A 16,035-nucleotide genomic window follows, 5' to 3' on the forward strand; every position below is an offset into this window, starting at 1 on the left:
GGAAATGTCATTAAAATGCTAGAAAAGAAGTATCGAAAGTGCTAGCAAATATTCCTCCTCACCACTTAGAATGGACTCTACTGGTAGATTTAGGGTTTCAAAAATGTGGAGGAGGTTTCAGTTATGAAAAAAAAGCATGGTGTAGTCAAATTTGGAATCGTTTGTCTTGCGATGTTCGTTTTGTACCCGGCGGTGCAGGCGCTTGCAGCTTGGAACGATGTGCGTACAAGCTATGCGACTTATACAGGCTCGGGATATTCGGGTGGTGCAGTACTGCTTGATCCGATTAATCCTAATATGGAAATAACGGCGTTAAATCCGACTGATATGAATTACAATGGAGTCAAAGCGGCGCTTGCGGGCGCTTATTTGGAGGTTACGGGGCCTAAGGGCAAAACGGTCGTCTATGTCACCGATTTGTACCCGGAAGGTGCCCCGGGAGCGCTGGACTTGTCGCCAAACGCGTTTGCTAAAATTGGAGAAATGTCGGCAGGCAAAATTAATATTTCATGGAAAGTCGTGAAAGCGCCGATAACCGGCAATTTTTCGTACCGGGTGAAGGAAGGCAGCAGCCAGTGGTGGGCGGCCATTCAAGTGCGCAATCATTTTTATCCGGTCATCAAAATGGAATATAAGAAGGCTGGCGCGTGGATCAATCTGGAGAAAATGGACTATAACCATTTCTTGGGCACCAACATGGGTACAAGCCCGCTGCAGGTTCGGATAACCGATATTCGCGGGAACGCGGTTTTGGACACGATTCCAGCACTTCCAGCAAACGGTACATCAGGCGCTTATATAGTTCCGGGAAATGTTCAATTCCCGAGCTGAAATGGAACATAGGCTGGAAACAAAAAGCTTCATTCTCCGGTTTGCAGGAGGACGAAGCTTTTTTTGAAAGTCAAAAAATAATAGAAGCAAAATGGTTGACTTTTCCGCTCGAACTTGGTATATTAATAAACGTCGCTAATATACGATCTGTTAGCTCAGCTGGGAGAGCACTATCTTGACAGGGTAGGGGTCAGTGGTTCGAGCCCACTACAGATCATACAAAGAAAAAGCCTGAGAAGCCGCATTATACGTGGTTTCTCGGGCTTTTTTGCTTTTTTGGGCATACTTAAAGATCGCCCCAAAATTGGCATCTGGTGCCGGATTGGTGCCCTTTACTTGATTAAAGTGAACTGGTGCCATTTTTGGTGTCGGAACTGAAAAACATATCCCCGAATGCATCCGCTGTTTCCCTTTGCATATGTGGTGTCACATGGGCATATCTATCCAACATCTTAACGCTGGACCATCCCAGGCGTTCGGCTATCCTTTTGTTGTTTTCCCTCAGTCTCAGCAGCATAACAACGTGAGTGTGCCGCATATCATGAAACCGAATTTTTGTAACGTCGGCCTTTTCAATGAGGCGATAAAAGGAACGATTCAGATTCCGAGGTGAGAGAGGGGTTCCGAGCTGAGTTGAAATGACGAGATCGTGATCTTCGTAAATATCCCGGTGCTCCATTTTCTCTTTAACCATTCGCCGCCTCAGCTTGTCCAGCACAGAAGTTGTTGTTTTATCAATTCCGATTGATCGTACACCAGAAGCGGTTTTTGCTCCAACATCGAACGTTTTGCCATTGTGATTCAGGATTTGTCTAACGGAAACCGTTCTATTCTGCAAATCAACATCCTGCCAGCGCAGGCCGAGGATTTCACCCTGGCGCATACCTGTTGTTAAGGCAAGCAGGAAGGCTGTGTAATACCTATCCTCTGTAGCTATCCGCAGGAACAAGTGGGACTCCTCCTCTGTCCAATAAAGCATTTCTTTGTTTTCAGCCTTAGGCCGGTCAACAGCGAGAGCGGGGTTTCGAGTGATCATATTCCAAGCTGCAGCTTTGTTTAGGGACTCCTTCACTATGGTATGGATTTTCTGAATGTTCTCGCCCGATAGCTGCTTAGTTTCAAATAAAGAATTGTATAAGTTCTGAATGTGCCGCGGCGTTATGTCATTAAGAGCTAGATCGCCAAGCGTGGGCAGTATGTGCTTGTTAATCATCGTGGTATATGTCGCTAGTGTGCTGGGTTTAACCTTGAGTTTTTTGTCTTGTATGCAGTCCTTCATAAAGTCCCTGTAAGGCGTCCTGCCAGCATTCAAGTTCAGACCTTGTTCCAGCTCATTCAAGAGTGTTCGCTGCGCTGCTTCGGCTTCCTTCTTAGTTTTAAAGCCCCTTCGCTTAATTCGTTCTCTATCTTTTCCAGTGCCGTGTTCAATTGTAAAGTACCATGGATTCGTTTTGACATTCTTGTCCTTAGTGACAGCCATATAATTGTCCTCCTGTGATTTTGGCTTGCAACAGCAGTTAAAAAGCATCACTTAAGCTAGGTATTGTTTGTTTATACCTGATAAAGAGAAGTGCTTTTAAACTGCTGCTGTTATTTGCATTTCTGAGCTTAAAAGGCGAAGGGAGTCACTGCCGATTTATCCATTCGATTATTGCTTTCTTTTTTATACGCTTATTTCTTGTCCCAATCAAGAAGTGATCAATCTCTCCGTCGCGCAATAGCTGGTATGCATTGTTTTGACCTATATTTAGAAATTTCATCAATTGCCCAACAGTCATATGTTCGGGGAAGTCGTCTAATTCTGAACTTAGCTTTATATCTATCCGTGGTGCAGGCTTTATTTTGGGTGCTGGTATAACCTCCACTTTAGGTTCAGGTGGTTTCGGGGCCGGGGGCTTTGGTTTAGCTTTTTTCTTTTTTATAATTACACGAGGCTTCGGTTTTGGGTGATGTCTGATTCTAATGTCAAGATCGCCCTTTACCTTTACTAAGCCTCGAATTGCTTGAATTATATACTCTTCTATGGCTTTGGTGCCAGTTTCCTCGTTGTATTTGAGTTCCAGCGTGGTCCCTCCTTGGCGGAAATAGTGGTTGTTGATGTTGAACCACAGGCGATCTTTGGAAGCAACTTAAAACAACTAGGTTGTTTCTGAAAAAGGCAAAGGTACTGTATTGCTTTGGCTATAGAAAATTAGGGAAAAGTTGTTCCAGCATTATTAGAATACGTTTCTTATCTTCTAGGCTGAGAGGTTTTTTTTTATATGAAACACTCCCATGTAATAACCATGTATCTATTTCGATAAATAAGTTTCTGTTATGTTCAGGCCAGTCAAATGTCATTGCTATATGTCGCTCACTCATTGGGAGCATATGATCTATTAATTTTTTAATAAATTCCGAATTGGAATTTTCATAATCATTTACGAATTTTCTTATACCTTCAGGTGATATCTTAATGACATCTCTTAGATCAGAAGCTTCTTCAAATATAAAGTCATCTATTGCTTCTACAATAGCGGGATAAAATCTCGAACTATCAATGGATATCGCTGGAATAATTTGATCCAATTGATAATCAAACCAAGAGGTTCTTTCTTCGTAATTTGATGATGTTTTCGGTATTTCGATGTAACCTGACTTTTCCATCATTTTAAAGTAACCTCTATCGCGTATATCTTGGGAAAATTCTTTTGTGAAATTGTAACCATAATCAGTGTCGACATCATCCGGTGCGTTTTTAGAATGTTCTTTGATTACTGATTTTTCAAGTCGACTTTTAATTCTGTCAATACTATACATAGTCCGATCAAGTTGTTCTTGCATCTCATCTACAAGTAACAGTCGTTGGTCATAATTATATTCAGGATCTCCAATTAATTCATTTAATTCATTTATCCGTTTTAATACTTCTTCAAATTGATTTAAAAAGCCATCAGAAAACAATGAATTTGCCCGTGCTTTAGTGGCAAAGTGTGTTCCGATGTCTGTAAGTTGTGTTATTTCCTTTTTTGAAATATAGCCAGCATGCTCCATTAATTCAGTATGTGAAACCCCTAAAAATGGGGCAAGCTTTTTTAAAATCTCTGGTGATGGAATCCCACGTCTTCCGTTTTCAATATTAGAAAGATATGCCTTGGTGTATCCAATTTCTATTCCAAGTGCCTCTAATGTTAGTTTTTTTCCCTTCCGTAACTTCCTCAGATATTCTCCAAACTCTTTTGGTTCCATGGTGGTCCTCCTTTTTCAATCATTAAGATTCTACAGTAGAGTATCCATATTGGCAACAAAATAAAACAACTATAAGCAATTTTCAAAAACAATGTTGTCAATTTGGATACAAATATGATAAAGTATCCACATGGAATACTTTATCCGCATAGTTAACTAACTGTACCAAGTCAAACTCGTAATATCTTATCCCCGCACCACGCGCAATAAACAAACCTCAGGTCACCCCGGCCGCCAATGAAAAAGAAAATGAAAATGGAGGCGAAGCATTTGAAACTTGTAGCAAAGAAGCCATTCGGTGAGCTGTTCGTCGATGTATGGCAGAACGAAGATGGCGAAATATTCATGACAGCAAAGCAATTAGGGGAAGCAGTTGGTTATGCTGATCCGCAAAAGGGCATGGACAATCTGATTGACCGTAATTCTCAGCTTAAAGAAGCAGGTTTTTCAGTTACCCTCAAGATGAGGAGCACTGACGGGAAGTTATACGAGACAAGGGTTTTTAACGAGGACGGCATTTATGAAACAACGATGTTGGCGAAGACGGATCGAGCTACTGAATTCCGCAGTTGGGTAAGGAGCGTGTTGAAAGATATTCGCAAAACAGGCGGTCATGTTAATAACGAGGATCTTTTCCTTGCAACATACCTGCCGTTTGTAGATGAGCAGACGCAAATATTGTTCAAAACCACGCTGGCAACAGTCCGGCAGCAAAACGAGGTTATCAAGGCACAAAGGGAAACCATTGCGGAGCAGCTAGGGGAGATCGACCATAAAGATTGCGTCATTATTGGTTTGGTCGATGAAATTGACCTTGCTACAAAGCGCCAGGTATTGAACCGGGTCGTTCGCAAAGGCGGCACTGAGCCAGCAAGAGTCAGGGATCGCTGGAATGAGTTGTACAAGCAGTTTGAAATGAAATATCACGTTAACCTGCAGCGGAAGCTTGATAGCTACAATGAGGCGCATAAACCGAAGCTGAAAAATAAGCTGGATTATATCGACAAAGTTCTCAGCAAGATTCCTGAACTCTATGAGATTGCTTGCAAGATATACGAGAACGACGTCAAGGAGCTTGTTACTGAGCTATACGGGTTGAACAAAATTTCGTAGCCGTGAGGAAATAAGCTAGACATCAAATTGATGTGAACATAGTCCAAGGAAAGAGGTGAAATGCCCAATGCCTAAGCAAAGCGCAAGGCTGGCGGAGATTGATGCGGAGGTCGAGCAGCTTACTAGAGACGTTGCTGACTTTCAGAAGTTTCGGGCCATGGAGTGTGCGCGGAAGCTGCACCGCCGGGCTGAGCTGCTGGAGGAACGGGAAGACATCATTCATTCAATTCAGAGTGGAGAAAATGAAAAAATCGCTACTGCGCATTCCTTGGCCGGGATGCAGTAGCGACTCGCAATCAATCTGTCTAGCTTTTATTGTCCATTATCTTATAACCTTTCGAAACATAAAGCAATAGTGGCCTTCTGGAATAAACGAAAAGGGAGTGCTTCTGAATGGTAAAAGAAATTGAAATTAATCCGTCAATCACATATCAAATTCACCGTCTCGTTCCAGCTTCCGCACGCAGCCGCACAGATCAAATGGTATCACTCGCATACGAAATGGGCGTTGAGTTGGTTTTGCGTCAAATGGCGTACCAGGCATACGAAAAGTACCGAGACGCAGGCGGCGGCCCTCAGCAGAACGTGATTGACGAGCATCAGGAGGCAATCGAAACTGCAATATTTGCGCTCCTTCGTATTAAGAGCATTTCCCGGTCGGCAACCGTTAAAGGTCACTTGGATAAAATTCAGGACAACTCTGCCGAGGCGGTGTTCCTGTTTGGGCAAGACGCCTATGCCGCTGGCTTCATGGCAGGCTATAAATTTTCGCAAGAATCGCCGGAGGTGTGAGCATGAAAAAACAATTGACGCTCAAGCAGCTACGCGAAAACATGGGCTTGACCATGGAAGAGGTGGCAGTAAAGACGGACATTCCCGTTCGCTGCTTGAAATATTGGGAGAACGTTCACAGCGGACGAGCTGAGGCATTCAGCATATTTAAACTGCTGCACTTTTACGGAGTATCCCACGACCATGTGTACACCGGGCCAGCTCTCCAAGAGGTGTCATGCGCTGCTACGGCGTAGCCCGCAATGGTCGGCTGTACATTCGCACACGGGGCGGTAATTTTATCGCGCTTCGCCTTCTGGCAGCGCAATGAAGGGAGTAATCGAAATGGATAACGTAGCATTGACAGCGGCTAAACACCGCCATGTGCTGATGCAGCGCCACTTTCCGCAGGGACTTACGCCGGACACGGTTCGGCTGATGGATGAGGTTCAGGAGTTGCTGGTTAAAGCGTACATTTCCGGCAAGGAGGCTGCTGCGCAAGTGTCGCCGCAGAGCTGGAGCAATCAGAGTTGTTTCGGGTACACGCTTATGGCCGCCGAGAAGGTGGGGCTGAGCGATCACGATACAGGCCGGATGGTTAGCGCACTTCATCGGATTTTTGACAGCAGTTCTTTAGAGGAAGCCGCCGAGCGGTATATTAAGTCCCCTTACTAACGAAAGGCAATTTAATTCAAACAACTGTTGGAGTTTTTAAGGAAGGAGGTCAATTCAATGTCTTACTCAAGCGAAGAACGAGAGACGGTTTGCGTCTATGACAAGATTGATGATCGTTGGGACGTATACAGTTGCGTCCAGAAGCATATGACGAAGCTCAATAAGATTTAGGCTCCGTATTGGGAAGAAGAGAAAGATGGTCGCGTGGTGGCTGCCAAGTGGAAATTGAGCGACAAGCAATTACGGTTCGCGAACGAAAGAACGTACACGGAAGACCAACGTGCTGAAATGGCAGAGCGAGCGCGGGAACGATTCAAGACCTAATTCGTCCTTATTCTCTAATTTTTCAAACAGTAGCTTTTGATTATACACATATCGTAGTTTGTTGGGTTAATTGTACCCCTTAGTGGTATAGGTGCAAATTCTTCCAAGTAAATAGGCGGAAATTCGCCAAGCATTGTAAACAGGAGGAGGTGAAGAGGCGATGGAGAGAATGAACGTCAAAGAGGCGGCGCCGTATATCGGGGCCTCGGAATACAAGCTGCGGGAAATGGTTCGCGAGAAGTTAATACCAGCTTATCGAATTGGCAATCGTATATTGTTCCGCAAAGCTACGTTGGATAAGTGGATTGAACAGCAAGAACGTGAAAATAGTGGGCAGGCGGTGGAAGTATGACAGGGATAGCCGACCCGAAGCGCTTGGCGGCAACAAGGCTATTGGAGCTGGCGCGGGATTTATTCCAGCAAAACGCAGCGCTCGAAGCTGCAGGAATTATGATCAATGGTTTGACTAGCGCGTGGGATAGGGTTGTTATGGCCGTGTTCGAAGTGCTGGGTATTGATTCAATCGAGGCGGGCAGCTTGTGCATGGTCATTTGTGAATGCGCTGACGGCTCACTTGAGATAAACACATGTATAGATGTTTTAACGGAACAAGCCGGATTGACTGCAAAAGAGTAGGTGAGGTGGTATGTCTCGCAAGAAAAAGAAGGATTATAGTTTCAGGCCATTTGAAAAAGCAACGTCTTCAATTGATAACCATCACATTCGCATTACTAGGAACATGATGGAGTCAGTGGCATGGAAGGAGCTTTCGGTTCATGCTGTTGTACTGTATCTGGCCATGAAGACGAAATACACCGGCAGCAACGAGAATGACATAAGTTTCACCTATGCGGAAGGTGAAAAGCTGATGAACAAGGCGACATTCACAAAGTCTATGGATCAGCTTATCGAAAACGGATTTATTCAGATTATACGTCAGGGCTGGAGTATACGTGAGCCAAACATTTACGGTTTTCATACCATGTGGCAGCTGTTTGGCACGAAGCAATTCGAGGTCAAGCCGCGAGTAAAACGTCAGCCTAAACAATAATTTGGCTAGGGCGAATTTAACCTAACACAACGGGCGAATTTAACCCACGTAGAGGCTGTTTTGGTTCATTTTTCACTCCTGTCGTGGGGCGAATTTAACCCACGAGAGCATTTCAAGTTTTTCCTTATATATCAAGGCTGTGAGGCTTATTTTCGACTCTTTTTGAAAATAGGCTCACAACGGCCGAATTTAACCCACCTTTATATATAGCCATCCCTGCGCAGCGTTTTGGGGGGCGTCATCCTTTTATTTATTATCCCCTCACAGCCATAGTTTGGGACTGAATAAGTAGAGCCTATAAAGAGGGATTTGAATTGTGAAAGAGAGATTCAGAGGGGCATAAAAAAAGTCGCCTCCTAAATCAGAAAGGAGAATGAACATGGCGAAGGAAGAACCGAACACGTTTCTGGTGACATTCAAAGGTGATCAATTGACACTTGTCACAGATCGGCCACGCAAGAAGACGCTAGAAGCGCTGCTGCGGCTCATGCTGCGAGAGTGGAAGAACGTCAACCCCGACCACATGGACGCCTTCATCGACCGCATTAACGCGCATCACAAGTGGGTGAAGGACAAGAAGAAGCCGGAGGAACCGGGGCCAGAAGTCGAGGAAATGGATTTTCACTTTTGGGAATCCATGATGCAGCGAGTGCGCGAGCCTTGAAGCCGTGGGGGAATACCCGAATGGGAGTCAAGCGCAAATTACATGAGCATTTCAACCGCTACCGCCTCTGCCTGCACTTGATGGACGGCAGCGAGGAAGCCGCGCAGGAGGCATACAGGGCTTTTGTGGAGTCCGTGGATAAAGCGGTGGGAAGACTACCCGAAATGGAACGGCGAGCCATACAAGGGCGCTACATGGGCGAGGATTTGGATTACATCAGTGACAAGGATGTATTCGATCAAATGGGAATCAGCAGCGCAACGTTTATGAAGATCAGGAACAGGGCTTTTAAGAAGCTCGCAGCGCTTTGGGGCTATTCCGATTAATTTAGCTGCCTTGCTCATGTGGTTATCACGCAAGCGAACAAAGTAACTACGGGGTGAACCATGTTCTGTGTTATTCAAAAAGTGACGAATAAGAAACCCGTTCCTTACGGGGCGCATAAAGAATTAATTGCCGAATCCCGCCGCTCCAATCTATGGGGTACGAACCGAACAAAGTATTCGTACCGCTACGGGCAAGAGCGCTTTGAGCGCCCGAATCTCGACGCCTACAAAATATCCATTCACCACAGTTACCGCGAGGCGGGCAAGGTGCGAAAGCAGCAATGGGTTATTTGCACGATGAGTTACTACAGCTTGTTGACGACTTGGCCCGGGGATTGCATTACCCGAACCGCGCTGGAATCCAAGCTCGCTGAAATGAAGATAAGCGCAGCAGAACTATGGGACATGATTGATGAAAAACTCAATCCAATTATTGACCAGGTGCGGAAAGAGTTCGAGCAGACAGAAGAATATCGCGTCTCTCAGGAGCATGAACGGATTTTGAAGGAGTACCGCGAAAGCAAGCGGGCATTCGAAGAATTGTATGGTCCAGATACCTATGACTTCTGTTATGACGTTTTCGGCAAGTTGCAGAAACCTAAATCCTTGGAGCGAATAAAAGAGGCGCAGCGCGAAAGGGAAGAAGATGAGCGTAGGTATCAGAAAAGAAGAAGCAGTAACTACGATTACAGCGACTTCTTCAAAAACGGTAGTTACTCTGCCGCTGCTTCCAGTAACTACAACGATGAAGAGAAAGCGAAGCTCAAAAAGCTATTCCGTCATTTGAGCAAAAACTTTCACCCGGACATTACAAAGGACGATGGCGAAATGATGAAGCTCATCAACAAGCTAAAGGATGGCTGGGGAATCTAGGGCAATGAGCAATGCACATTTGATAGGTTTATCCTATAAAGGAGGTGGAGGAACGCTGAATTTTGTTATAAGGGAGCCGCCATTCCGTGCTGCATCATCGCATTCCAAAATCTAAATGGATAAGGAGCAAGCAGCAATGGTGAATCAAAATCGAACCATCGGGACGAATGCAGCTGGACAGAACATTCCCGACCGGGTTGCGGCAGCAGCTGCGCTCATGGGTCAAGTAAGATCGGCAGTTCCGGAGGTTATCGGTATGTCAGAGCAGCATCGCATTTCTGAGCTTGAAGCAATGCGCTCTGTAGTTGGGAATGAGGTAATTGACTTCGCGATCCAGAACGGGCAGACGGCTCCTGTAGTAGCGCTGAGTTTTTTACAGAGAAAAATACAGTAGGCCGTTAATTTATTGGCAGGAGGAATTCGGTAGATGGATGTGCAGGAAACTAAAGAGAGAGTATCCCTCGCTTTTAGTGCAAGTTACCAGGCGGCGCGTGACACTCTTAGAACTTGGCACAGGGAAGGACGTTCCCGGCCGGCGCTTCAAGTCGAGAGATTAAAAGGTATTCAAAGTGTGCTGAAATATGAAATGAAGCGGACGAAAGATGCCGGGCTTCTCGATAAGCTTAACGGTGAATTTTTGGAAATTGGACAGTGGGTAAAAGAAGCTCGCGAGCTTGCCAAATTATACGAAATTAAGGGTAGGGTGGTTGATAAAAATGAACAAAGAAAACCAAAGAATCGCTGAATTGAATGATTTGCGCACGCCGCAAAATGCACATCTAATCGACGCTGCAATCAAGCTGGGCAGCACGCCGGAGCAAGCAGCAACCGCAATATTTAAAGAGGGGGCATATGAAGGTTCCCTGATTAATCGCACTAAGGAAGTCGTAGCTGAAATCAACGCCATCAAGGCGCGTCTGGGTGACAAAAGAGTTTATGAGAGTTCGGGCGATTTGGCAGAGGACGAGCAAATTTTGTATGCCCATCAACTCACCGCAAAAGGCCGCTAAACAAAAATAGGAGAGTGAATTATTTTGAAAAAACAGATCGAAGCATTAGAACAAGGGAAAGCCAATTTTGCAGCAAAGGTTTCGGACCTTCGAGCCTCTATCGAGCAAAAAAGGGAAGAAAAGGCGAAGTCTGATTCACTTTATCGGAAGATGCTGCTGGAAGACTCATCGGGTACAAAGCCGCATTCGACAACGGAGCTGAGCAAGGTCAAGCAGCGTTCGGAAGCGCTGGAGTTGGAAATTCAGGTTGATTCCGACCGCCTGAAAGTGCTGGAGTCGGGTGAGCATGAAACGCTGCTGAAATTCCTTCCAGACATTGAGAAGGCGTATAGCCAAGAAGTTGCCAAGGAAAACGCAGCAATTCAAAAAATTGAGGAAGAAGCGCGAGCGTTACGCGCTCAGCTCACGATCAAAATTAAAGAAGCAAACGCGCATTACAAAAGGGCTTATGAACTGCTTATGGACCTAAACAACGTTTATCACAAGATGGACATACCGAAAAAAGACTTGCGGAATCCCGGTGTACCAAGTGGACCTACATTGAAGCAGGTTTCAGGCTCCATGTACATGAACGGTGATCGGTGCGTTATTCCAACCGAAACTGAACTAAACAATGCTTATATATTAGGGCAGCTTCCAGAGTGGGTTCAGCACTATGAAAAAACTGGTCAGCTTGTAACGGACGAAGAAGCAAGAAAGCGCGGAGTTAAGACGGAAGATAGACGATCTTGGACGCTTAGCAATCTTATCGGCAGATAAAGGAATGATTCGCCATTATTCAAGGGCTGCATTTCATTCAAGGATACAGCCCCATTACTACCCTGAAAGGAAGATGAAGCGTGAGTATGTTAAAAGAAGCGCCAATACACAGCTATAAAGTGATTACTGATAGACCGAAAGCGGAGGTTGTCGAGAGCTTCAAGCTGGACCATCCCGGCTGCACGGTAATGAGCGCCGCGCATAACTACGGCGTGCTGATAATCGAGTACACCAAGCGGCATGAGGTTGAAGCTGCGGAACGGGAGAATGAGGAATGCCGTCAGCGGTTGAAAGCACAGCCGATGGCGGTCACCAAGATGGGTTAATCAGCAGCGCGGAAGTACGGAGTACGCTCAACTTTGAGCAAGCCCCGACAGGGCGCTGAGAGTTCAGCATACCCACTCACACGGCTAGCACTGGGGAGTTCATCCCTGTCAAATTGACAGATGTGAACCGTATGCAGCAGCGCGGTTTAATTGGGGGTAATTCTATGCCAAGTTACGAGAGTCAAGAGTATGACAATTTAATAGCAGGCGGTGTAAAGGAACGGGTGGAGACTGAGGTCATTATTCAATCGGGCTCAGGTATCGTGACCCGTGGTACGGCACTTGGGAGATTGACAGGGGTTGATTCATTCGGCCTGCCTGTTACTGCGCCAGTTGATTCAACCAGTGTAGATGGTTCTGGCGAGGTGTATGCGATCCTTTCAAGCGACATGATTGACGCCACTACGAGGAGTGTTCGTGCCGTAGCCTACATGAGCGGGGAGTTCAACCGTGCTGCAATCAAGTTCGGTGGTGTCGATACGATTGCGACACATGAAACAAAGATGCGAAGGCTTGGAATTATTATCAAGCGGGTTGTTGATTAGCCCCAAATGATTTAGGTTCTTCCAGCGTCCAAAATAAAAGGTGGGTGCGGATGAGCCCAGTTTGGCGCTAGATTTTAATTTGAAAAATCACTTTCCCTTTCACTTTTTGAGATTCTAGGAGCCGATTCTAGGCCGTTGTGTTGAAAAACCGCTTCATTAAAGCGTCCAGCGGCTAGGGTGTCAGGAAGCGGCTTTCTGGGCTCTCAAAAGCGAAAGTAAGGAAAGTAAGCGAACGAAAGTAGGAAAGCAATTTGATGAGGGCGGCTGCATGCCGTCCCTTTTCCAGAAAGGAGCACTATGAAAACAACATTAACGGACCGAATCAAGAAACTGACGGCCTATTCAACGAAGCAAAACAGCAAAATATCAAGCTCTATGAGGTTCAAAGGGACAGAGAAGCAGGGAAAGGTGCTGCAAGGGAAAATGGCGGACGTTCTGGCGGTGCAATTGCTACACTTGCATACGCTGCGAGAGCTCAAACGCTTATTTTCGAATACATCGGCGGGGCTTTCGGATTCGGATCAGGAGGAAATCGGGCTGGACGGCGGGCATGCTGCTTTGAAGAAACTCATTCAGGAGCGGCTTGTCATATTTGCGGAGTACGAACAGATGCTTGAGCAATTGAAGCTTGAGGTTAGCGGTGATTCCATCGTAGCGGCGCTGTATGCGAAGCCTTTGGAAAAGCTAGTTCCGGCAGAAGCGATTAAGGAAATGGGCTACATGGTCGCGGCTGCTGCGGGATACAAGCCGTTCAAGCTGGAGCTAATCATTCACATGCTCGATGAGCCGGGCGAAAGCGAGGCGATTTAATGGCAGGAAAGATTTACGACATAGCATTTGAATTGTCCGCGAAGCTGGAGGGTTCCTACAATGCAGTAATGAGCAAGGTGCTGGACAATCTAGGGGATATTGACAAGCAAATGCATGCGATTGGCGCGATGCGGATATCTGGCGACATGCTCCGACCTTTGAACGAAGGACTTCATGATTTGGAGCGGAATTTCCGGGAGATTCGCGGCAATCCGATGCCCAATAACTTAATGGGCAATATGAATGCGGAGCTGAAAGAGGCTTCCAAGGAGTCCAAGAGCCTGCTGGATAATTTGTTGCAGATCAGCCGTATACGCATGCCAGGCAATATGTTCGGCAATGACATGAGGAACTATCTGCGGGACGTTGAGCGGCTTGAACGAAGCATGCGGGACTTGCAGAACGCAGGCGGGCCTTCTGGAGGCGGTGCAGGAGGCGGCGGAGGTGGTCTCGGTGGGCTTGGCGGTGGCGGCATGCTTATGGGCGGCGCGGCTGTCGCTGGTGGTGCGGCGCTCGCTGCGGGTGCTGCTGGCGTTGCTGCTGGCGTGGGTATATTCAACACAGCAGACGCTTATCAAACCGCCATGGCTCAAATACAGGTCGGCACGGGCGCAGCGCAAGCGAAAATGGCTGGCTTGGGTGATACCATGGTCAACATTTACAACAAGGGCATGGGCGAAAATTTCATGGACATTGCCAATTCAATAGCTGCTGTCGAGCGGGTAACAAAATTGAGCGGTTCCGAGCTGGAATCGACCACGAAAAACGCCATAGCGTACCGGGACGCGTTCGGGGATGATATTGCGGAAAGCATCCGGACAGCCGACACGATGATGAAAAATTTCGGAATTACGAGCGATGAGGCGTATAGCTTGCTGGCCCAAGGTGCGCAAGGACCACTCTCAAAAACAATGGACTTGCTCGACACGGCTAACGAATACAGCGCCTATTTTGCGCAGCTGGGCTTTTCAGCTAATCAGATGTTCGATACATTCGCGGCAGGCTTGGAAGCTGGGGCTTTCTCGCTTGATAAAGTGGGTGATGGCATTAAAGAATTTGGCATCCGTACCAAGGACGGCAGTAAAGCTTCGCTGGATGCTTACAAGTCCCTTGGATTAAACGGCGCAGAAATGACAGCTCAGTTCGCAGCAGGCGGCAAGACGGCGCAGGAGGCGTTTTTAAAGACAAGTCAGGCTATTGCAGCAATAAAGGACCCGGTTGTCGCGAATGCCGTTTCTGTCCAGCTATTCGGGACGCAAGCGGAAGACTTGGAAGCCCGTGTAGTAACGGCTATGACATCAGCAAGAAGCCAGTTCGACATGACGAAAGATACAATGGGAGAAGTCGCCAAAATCAAGTACGGAACGATCGGAAAGGCCTTCGAGGGAATAGGGCGCCAGCTTCAAACAGGGCTGCTCCTGCCTCTTTCTAAACTGGCGCTCCCGTTGCTGGATCAGTTCAGCGGATGGCTGCAGGACGTCTTGCCAGCGGCGCAGGAGTCTTTCAAGAGCATGGGCAAGGTGATTGCGGACGTGTCGGGGTTAGTGGGCTCTCTTTTCAAAGACGGCTTCAATTTTGATTTCCAAATGGACGCTATGAACATCATGGACAAGCTGGGCATCAACAAGGACGCGCAATTCCAAATAATCGACGCTGTAGGCTCGACATTTGAATCAATTATGAGCCTTAAAGACGGGCTGCTGCAGGCTTGGGATACGATAGGCCCCCATGTTATGACGGCGGTCGGCTCGATAGGCAAGATCGTGAAGCAACTAATGCCGATTGTCTTTTCAATAAGCAGGACCTTCCAGCAAGTGAGTATGAAGGTCATAGCGGCCTTGATGCCCGTTGTCACCTACATCATGTCCAGGCTCTGGCCGATCCTGTCGCAAATATTTGACTATCTGGCAACGGAGGTCATGCCTGCGATATCGGCGGCTATTGCCCTTATATTGCCTAAAATACAATCGGTTGCCGACAAAATAGGCGACGTGTTCGGCGTTATCATCATGATAATTAAGCCGGTGATTGACAACATAGTCATGCTGTTCAACATCGCATTCCCAATTATTAAGGCGGTCGTCACGAATGCCATTGATGCTATCGGCGTAGTGATAGGCAGCGTCATGGACATCTTGGGCGGGGTTATTGATTTTGTCACGGGAGTCTTCACAGGTAATTGGGAAAAAGCTTGGCAAGGTGTCAAGGATATTTTCACAGGACTATTTGAGGGCCTTGGAGCCATTCTGGTATTCCCGATTAACGTAGCGATTGACGGCATCAATGCGGCGATCCGAGGCATTAACGGCATGAGTTTCACCGTTCCTGATTGGGTGCCAGGCATAGGCGGAGAAACAATCGGGAACATGGGCATCCCTGAAATTCCGAAGCTCAACGGCTACGCCGAAGGCGGCTACATCACACAGCCGGAAATTGCGTGGGTCGGTGAGGGCAAGTCCAATGAGTGGATCATCCCTGAAAACAACAGCCAGCGAAGCCGTGATTTATGGCAGTCGGCTGGTACGTCAATGGGGTTGCTTCCGGAAGGCGGCGGTGGCGGTGAGGGCTTGAATTATTCACCGACCTTCAATATCACGATTAACGGCGGTGGTGGGGAAGACATCGAGCAGAAGATTCAGCGAGCAGTCGCTAAGGCGACAGCTACCTTTGAACGGCAGTATGATTCGATGATGGCCCAGCGGCGTCGGGTTAGTCTGAGGTAGTCAAAA

General features: G+C 46.9%; 23 protein-coding genes and 1 tRNA gene. 21 read left to right on the forward strand and 3 right to left on the reverse strand.

Annotated elements, in window-relative coordinates:
- The first annotated feature begins 171 nt into the window (after positions 1 to 171).
- Both ABEW34_RS01790 and ABEW34_RS01795 read left to right on the forward strand, forming a co-directional pair.
- Positions 172 to 831 (forward strand): expansin EXLX1 family cellulose-binding protein, encoded by a 660-nt coding sequence (locus tag ABEW34_RS01790; protein WP_430154599.1) that lies wholly within the window; start codon positions 172 to 174, stop codon positions 829 to 831.
- Between the two features lie 144 nt (positions 832 to 975).
- Positions 976 to 1,048, forward strand: a tRNA-Val gene (locus ABEW34_RS01795).
- A gap of 123 nt (positions 1,049 to 1,171) precedes the next feature.
- Here the strand turns inward: ABEW34_RS01795 and ABEW34_RS01800 are convergent.
- From ABEW34_RS01800 to ABEW34_RS01810, 3 genes are all read right to left on the reverse strand, one after another.
- On the reverse strand, positions 1,172 to 2,311 hold the full coding sequence (locus ABEW34_RS01800) for a tyrosine-type recombinase/integrase (RefSeq protein ID WP_430154325.1): 1,140 nt from the start codon (positions 2,309 to 2,311) through the stop codon (positions 1,172 to 1,174).
- A gap of 145 nt (positions 2,312 to 2,456) precedes the next feature.
- A complete protein-coding gene (locus tag ABEW34_RS01805; protein WP_430154601.1) occupies positions 2,457 to 2,609 on the reverse strand; it encodes a helix-turn-helix domain-containing protein in 153 nt (50 codons plus the stop codon).
- Between the two features lie 403 nt (positions 2,610 to 3,012).
- A complete protein-coding gene (locus tag ABEW34_RS01810) occupies positions 3,013 to 4,059 on the reverse strand; it encodes a helix-turn-helix domain-containing protein (protein ID WP_430154327.1) in 1,047 nt (348 codons plus the stop codon).
- Positions 4,060 to 4,329: 270 nt separating this feature from the next.
- Here ABEW34_RS01810 and ABEW34_RS01815 point away from each other — a divergent pair, with 270 nt between their 5' ends.
- The 19 genes from ABEW34_RS01815 (at position 4,330) to ABEW34_RS01905 (ending at position 16,029) form a co-directional block, all read left to right on the forward strand.
- The gene (locus ABEW34_RS01815) at positions 4,330 to 5,172 is read left to right on the forward strand and encodes a BRO-N domain-containing protein (RefSeq protein ID WP_430154329.1); all 843 of its coding nucleotides are present in this window, start codon (positions 4,330 to 4,332) and stop codon (positions 5,170 to 5,172) included.
- A gap of 67 nt (positions 5,173 to 5,239) precedes the next feature.
- Positions 5,240 to 5,458, forward strand: coding sequence for a hypothetical protein (locus ABEW34_RS01820; RefSeq protein ID WP_430154331.1), 219 nt, complete (start codon positions 5,240 to 5,242; stop codon positions 5,456 to 5,458).
- 107 nt (positions 5,459 to 5,565) lie between these two features.
- Positions 5,566 to 5,964: a hypothetical protein gene (locus ABEW34_RS01825; protein ID WP_430154332.1), complete on the forward strand. Its 399-nt coding sequence runs from the start codon at positions 5,566 to 5,568 to the stop codon at positions 5,962 to 5,964.
- 2 nt (positions 5,965 to 5,966) lie between these two features.
- Positions 5,967 to 6,200 (forward strand): helix-turn-helix domain-containing protein, encoded by a 234-nt coding sequence (locus ABEW34_RS01830; protein WP_430154334.1) that lies wholly within the window; start codon positions 5,967 to 5,969, stop codon positions 6,198 to 6,200.
- 88 nt (positions 6,201 to 6,288) lie between these two features.
- Entirely contained in the window at positions 6,289 to 6,618 is a 330-nt protein-coding gene (locus ABEW34_RS01835; protein WP_430154336.1) for a hypothetical protein, read from the forward strand.
- A gap of 484 nt (positions 6,619 to 7,102) precedes the next feature.
- Positions 7,103 to 7,294 carry a helix-turn-helix domain-containing protein gene (locus ABEW34_RS01840; RefSeq protein WP_430154338.1) on the forward strand — a complete coding sequence of 64 codons (192 nt, stop codon included), beginning with the start codon at positions 7,103 to 7,105 and terminating at the stop codon, positions 7,292 to 7,294.
- Complete coding sequence (locus ABEW34_RS01845; protein ID WP_430154340.1) at positions 7,291 to 7,578, forward strand: hypothetical protein; 288 nt, start codon at positions 7,291 to 7,293, stop codon at positions 7,576 to 7,578. The genes ABEW34_RS01840 and ABEW34_RS01845 overlap by 4 nt, the downstream gene beginning before the upstream one ends.
- Positions 7,579 to 7,588: 10 nt before the next feature.
- On the forward strand, positions 7,589 to 7,993 hold the full coding sequence (locus tag ABEW34_RS01850) for a hypothetical protein (RefSeq protein WP_430154342.1): 405 nt from the start codon (positions 7,589 to 7,591) through the stop codon (positions 7,991 to 7,993).
- A 379-nt stretch (positions 7,994 to 8,372) separates the two neighbouring features.
- On the forward strand, positions 8,373 to 8,657 hold the full coding sequence (locus ABEW34_RS01855) for a hypothetical protein (RefSeq protein ID WP_430154344.1): 285 nt from the start codon (positions 8,373 to 8,375) through the stop codon (positions 8,655 to 8,657).
- A 20-nt stretch (positions 8,658 to 8,677) separates the two neighbouring features.
- Positions 8,678 to 8,983 (forward strand): hypothetical protein, encoded by a 306-nt coding sequence (locus ABEW34_RS01860; RefSeq protein ID WP_430154345.1) that lies wholly within the window; start codon positions 8,678 to 8,680, stop codon positions 8,981 to 8,983.
- A gap of 60 nt (positions 8,984 to 9,043) precedes the next feature.
- The gene (locus ABEW34_RS01865; RefSeq protein ID WP_430154347.1) at positions 9,044 to 9,856 is read left to right on the forward strand and encodes a hypothetical protein; all 813 of its coding nucleotides are present in this window, start codon (positions 9,044 to 9,046) and stop codon (positions 9,854 to 9,856) included.
- A 136-nt stretch (positions 9,857 to 9,992) separates the two neighbouring features.
- Positions 9,993 to 10,250, forward strand: coding sequence for a hypothetical protein (locus ABEW34_RS01870; RefSeq protein ID WP_430154349.1), 258 nt, complete (start codon positions 9,993 to 9,995; stop codon positions 10,248 to 10,250).
- A gap of 33 nt (positions 10,251 to 10,283) precedes the next feature.
- Positions 10,284 to 10,601, forward strand: coding sequence for a hypothetical protein (locus tag ABEW34_RS01875; RefSeq protein WP_430154351.1), 318 nt, complete (start codon positions 10,284 to 10,286; stop codon positions 10,599 to 10,601).
- Entirely contained in the window at positions 10,573 to 10,866 is a 294-nt protein-coding gene (locus tag ABEW34_RS01880) for a hypothetical protein (protein WP_430154353.1), read from the forward strand. Before ABEW34_RS01875 ends, ABEW34_RS01880 begins: the two co-directional genes overlap by 29 nt.
- Before the next feature lie 24 nt (positions 10,867 to 10,890).
- A complete protein-coding gene (locus ABEW34_RS01885; protein WP_430154355.1) occupies positions 10,891 to 11,625 on the forward strand; it encodes a hypothetical protein in 735 nt (244 codons plus the stop codon).
- Between the two features lie 80 nt (positions 11,626 to 11,705).
- Positions 11,706 to 11,951: a hypothetical protein gene (locus ABEW34_RS01890; RefSeq protein WP_430154357.1), complete on the forward strand. Its 246-nt coding sequence runs from the start codon at positions 11,706 to 11,708 to the stop codon at positions 11,949 to 11,951.
- A gap of 164 nt (positions 11,952 to 12,115) precedes the next feature.
- Positions 12,116 to 12,496 (forward strand): head decoration protein, encoded by a 381-nt coding sequence (locus ABEW34_RS01895; protein ID WP_430154359.1) that lies wholly within the window; start codon positions 12,116 to 12,118, stop codon positions 12,494 to 12,496.
- A 297-nt stretch (positions 12,497 to 12,793) separates the two neighbouring features.
- On the forward strand, positions 12,794 to 13,306 hold the full coding sequence (locus tag ABEW34_RS01900) for a hypothetical protein (RefSeq protein ID WP_430154360.1): 513 nt from the start codon (positions 12,794 to 12,796) through the stop codon (positions 13,304 to 13,306).
- Entirely contained in the window at positions 13,306 to 16,029 is a 2,724-nt protein-coding gene (locus ABEW34_RS01905; RefSeq protein ID WP_430154362.1) for a phage tail tape measure protein, read from the forward strand. Before ABEW34_RS01900 ends, ABEW34_RS01905 begins: the two co-directional genes overlap by 1 nt.
- The last annotated feature ends 6 nt before the right edge of the window (positions 16,030 to 16,035 follow it).

The organism is Paenibacillus algorifonticola, from assembly GCF_050481745.1.
In the GTDB taxonomy this organism is placed as follows: domain Bacteria; phylum Bacillota; class Bacilli; order Paenibacillales; family Paenibacillaceae; genus Pristimantibacillus; species Pristimantibacillus algorifonticola_A.

Excerpts from the sequence above, each read along its gene's own strand:
- ABEW34_RS01825 (WP_430154332.1), top strand. The coding sequence starts at position 5,566 with ATGGTAAAAGAAATTGAAATTAATCCGTCAATCACATATCAAATTCAC.
- ABEW34_RS01860 (WP_430154345.1), top strand. The coding sequence starts at position 8,678 with ATGGGAGTCAAGCGCAAATTACATGAGCATTTCAACCGCTACCGCCTC.
- ABEW34_RS01840 (WP_430154338.1), top strand. The coding sequence starts at position 7,103 with ATGGAGAGAATGAACGTCAAAGAGGCGGCGCCGTATATCGGGGCCTCG.
- ABEW34_RS01855 (WP_430154344.1), top strand. The coding sequence starts at position 8,373 with ATGGCGAAGGAAGAACCGAACACGTTTCTGGTGACATTCAAAGGTGAT.
- ABEW34_RS01870 (WP_430154349.1), top strand. The coding sequence starts at position 9,993 with ATGGTGAATCAAAATCGAACCATCGGGACGAATGCAGCTGGACAGAAC.
- ABEW34_RS01905 (WP_430154362.1), top strand. The coding sequence starts at position 13,306 with ATGGCAGGAAAGATTTACGACATAGCATTTGAATTGTCCGCGAAGCTG.
- ABEW34_RS01820 (WP_430154331.1), top strand. The coding sequence starts at position 5,240 with ATGCCTAAGCAAAGCGCAAGGCTGGCGGAGATTGATGCGGAGGTCGAG.
- ABEW34_RS01865 (WP_430154347.1), top strand. The coding sequence starts at position 9,044 with ATGTTCTGTGTTATTCAAAAAGTGACGAATAAGAAACCCGTTCCTTAC.
- ABEW34_RS01810 (WP_430154327.1), bottom strand. The coding sequence starts at position 4,059 with ATGGAACCAAAAGAGTTTGGAGAATATCTGAGGAAGTTACGGAAGGGA.
- ABEW34_RS01875 (WP_430154351.1), top strand. The coding sequence starts at position 10,284 with ATGGATGTGCAGGAAACTAAAGAGAGAGTATCCCTCGCTTTTAGTGCA.
- ABEW34_RS01850 (WP_430154342.1), top strand. The coding sequence starts at position 7,589 with ATGTCTCGCAAGAAAAAGAAGGATTATAGTTTCAGGCCATTTGAAAAA.
- ABEW34_RS01790 (WP_430154599.1), top strand. The coding sequence starts at position 172 with ATGTTCGTTTTGTACCCGGCGGTGCAGGCGCTTGCAGCTTGGAACGAT.
- ABEW34_RS01895 (WP_430154359.1), top strand. The coding sequence starts at position 12,116 with ATGCCAAGTTACGAGAGTCAAGAGTATGACAATTTAATAGCAGGCGGT.
- ABEW34_RS01880 (WP_430154353.1), top strand. The coding sequence starts at position 10,573 with ATGAACAAAGAAAACCAAAGAATCGCTGAATTGAATGATTTGCGCACG.
- ABEW34_RS01805 (WP_430154601.1), bottom strand. The coding sequence starts at position 2,609 with ATGACTGTTGGGCAATTGATGAAATTTCTAAATATAGGTCAAAACAAT.
- ABEW34_RS01845 (WP_430154340.1), top strand. The coding sequence starts at position 7,291 with ATGACAGGGATAGCCGACCCGAAGCGCTTGGCGGCAACAAGGCTATTG.
- ABEW34_RS01835 (WP_430154336.1), top strand. The coding sequence starts at position 6,289 with ATGGATAACGTAGCATTGACAGCGGCTAAACACCGCCATGTGCTGATG.
- ABEW34_RS01830 (WP_430154334.1), top strand. The coding sequence starts at position 5,967 with ATGAAAAAACAATTGACGCTCAAGCAGCTACGCGAAAACATGGGCTTG.
- ABEW34_RS01800 (WP_430154325.1), bottom strand. The coding sequence starts at position 2,311 with ATGGCTGTCACTAAGGACAAGAATGTCAAAACGAATCCATGGTACTTT.
- ABEW34_RS01900 (WP_430154360.1), top strand. The coding sequence starts at position 12,794 with ATGAAAACAACATTAACGGACCGAATCAAGAAACTGACGGCCTATTCA.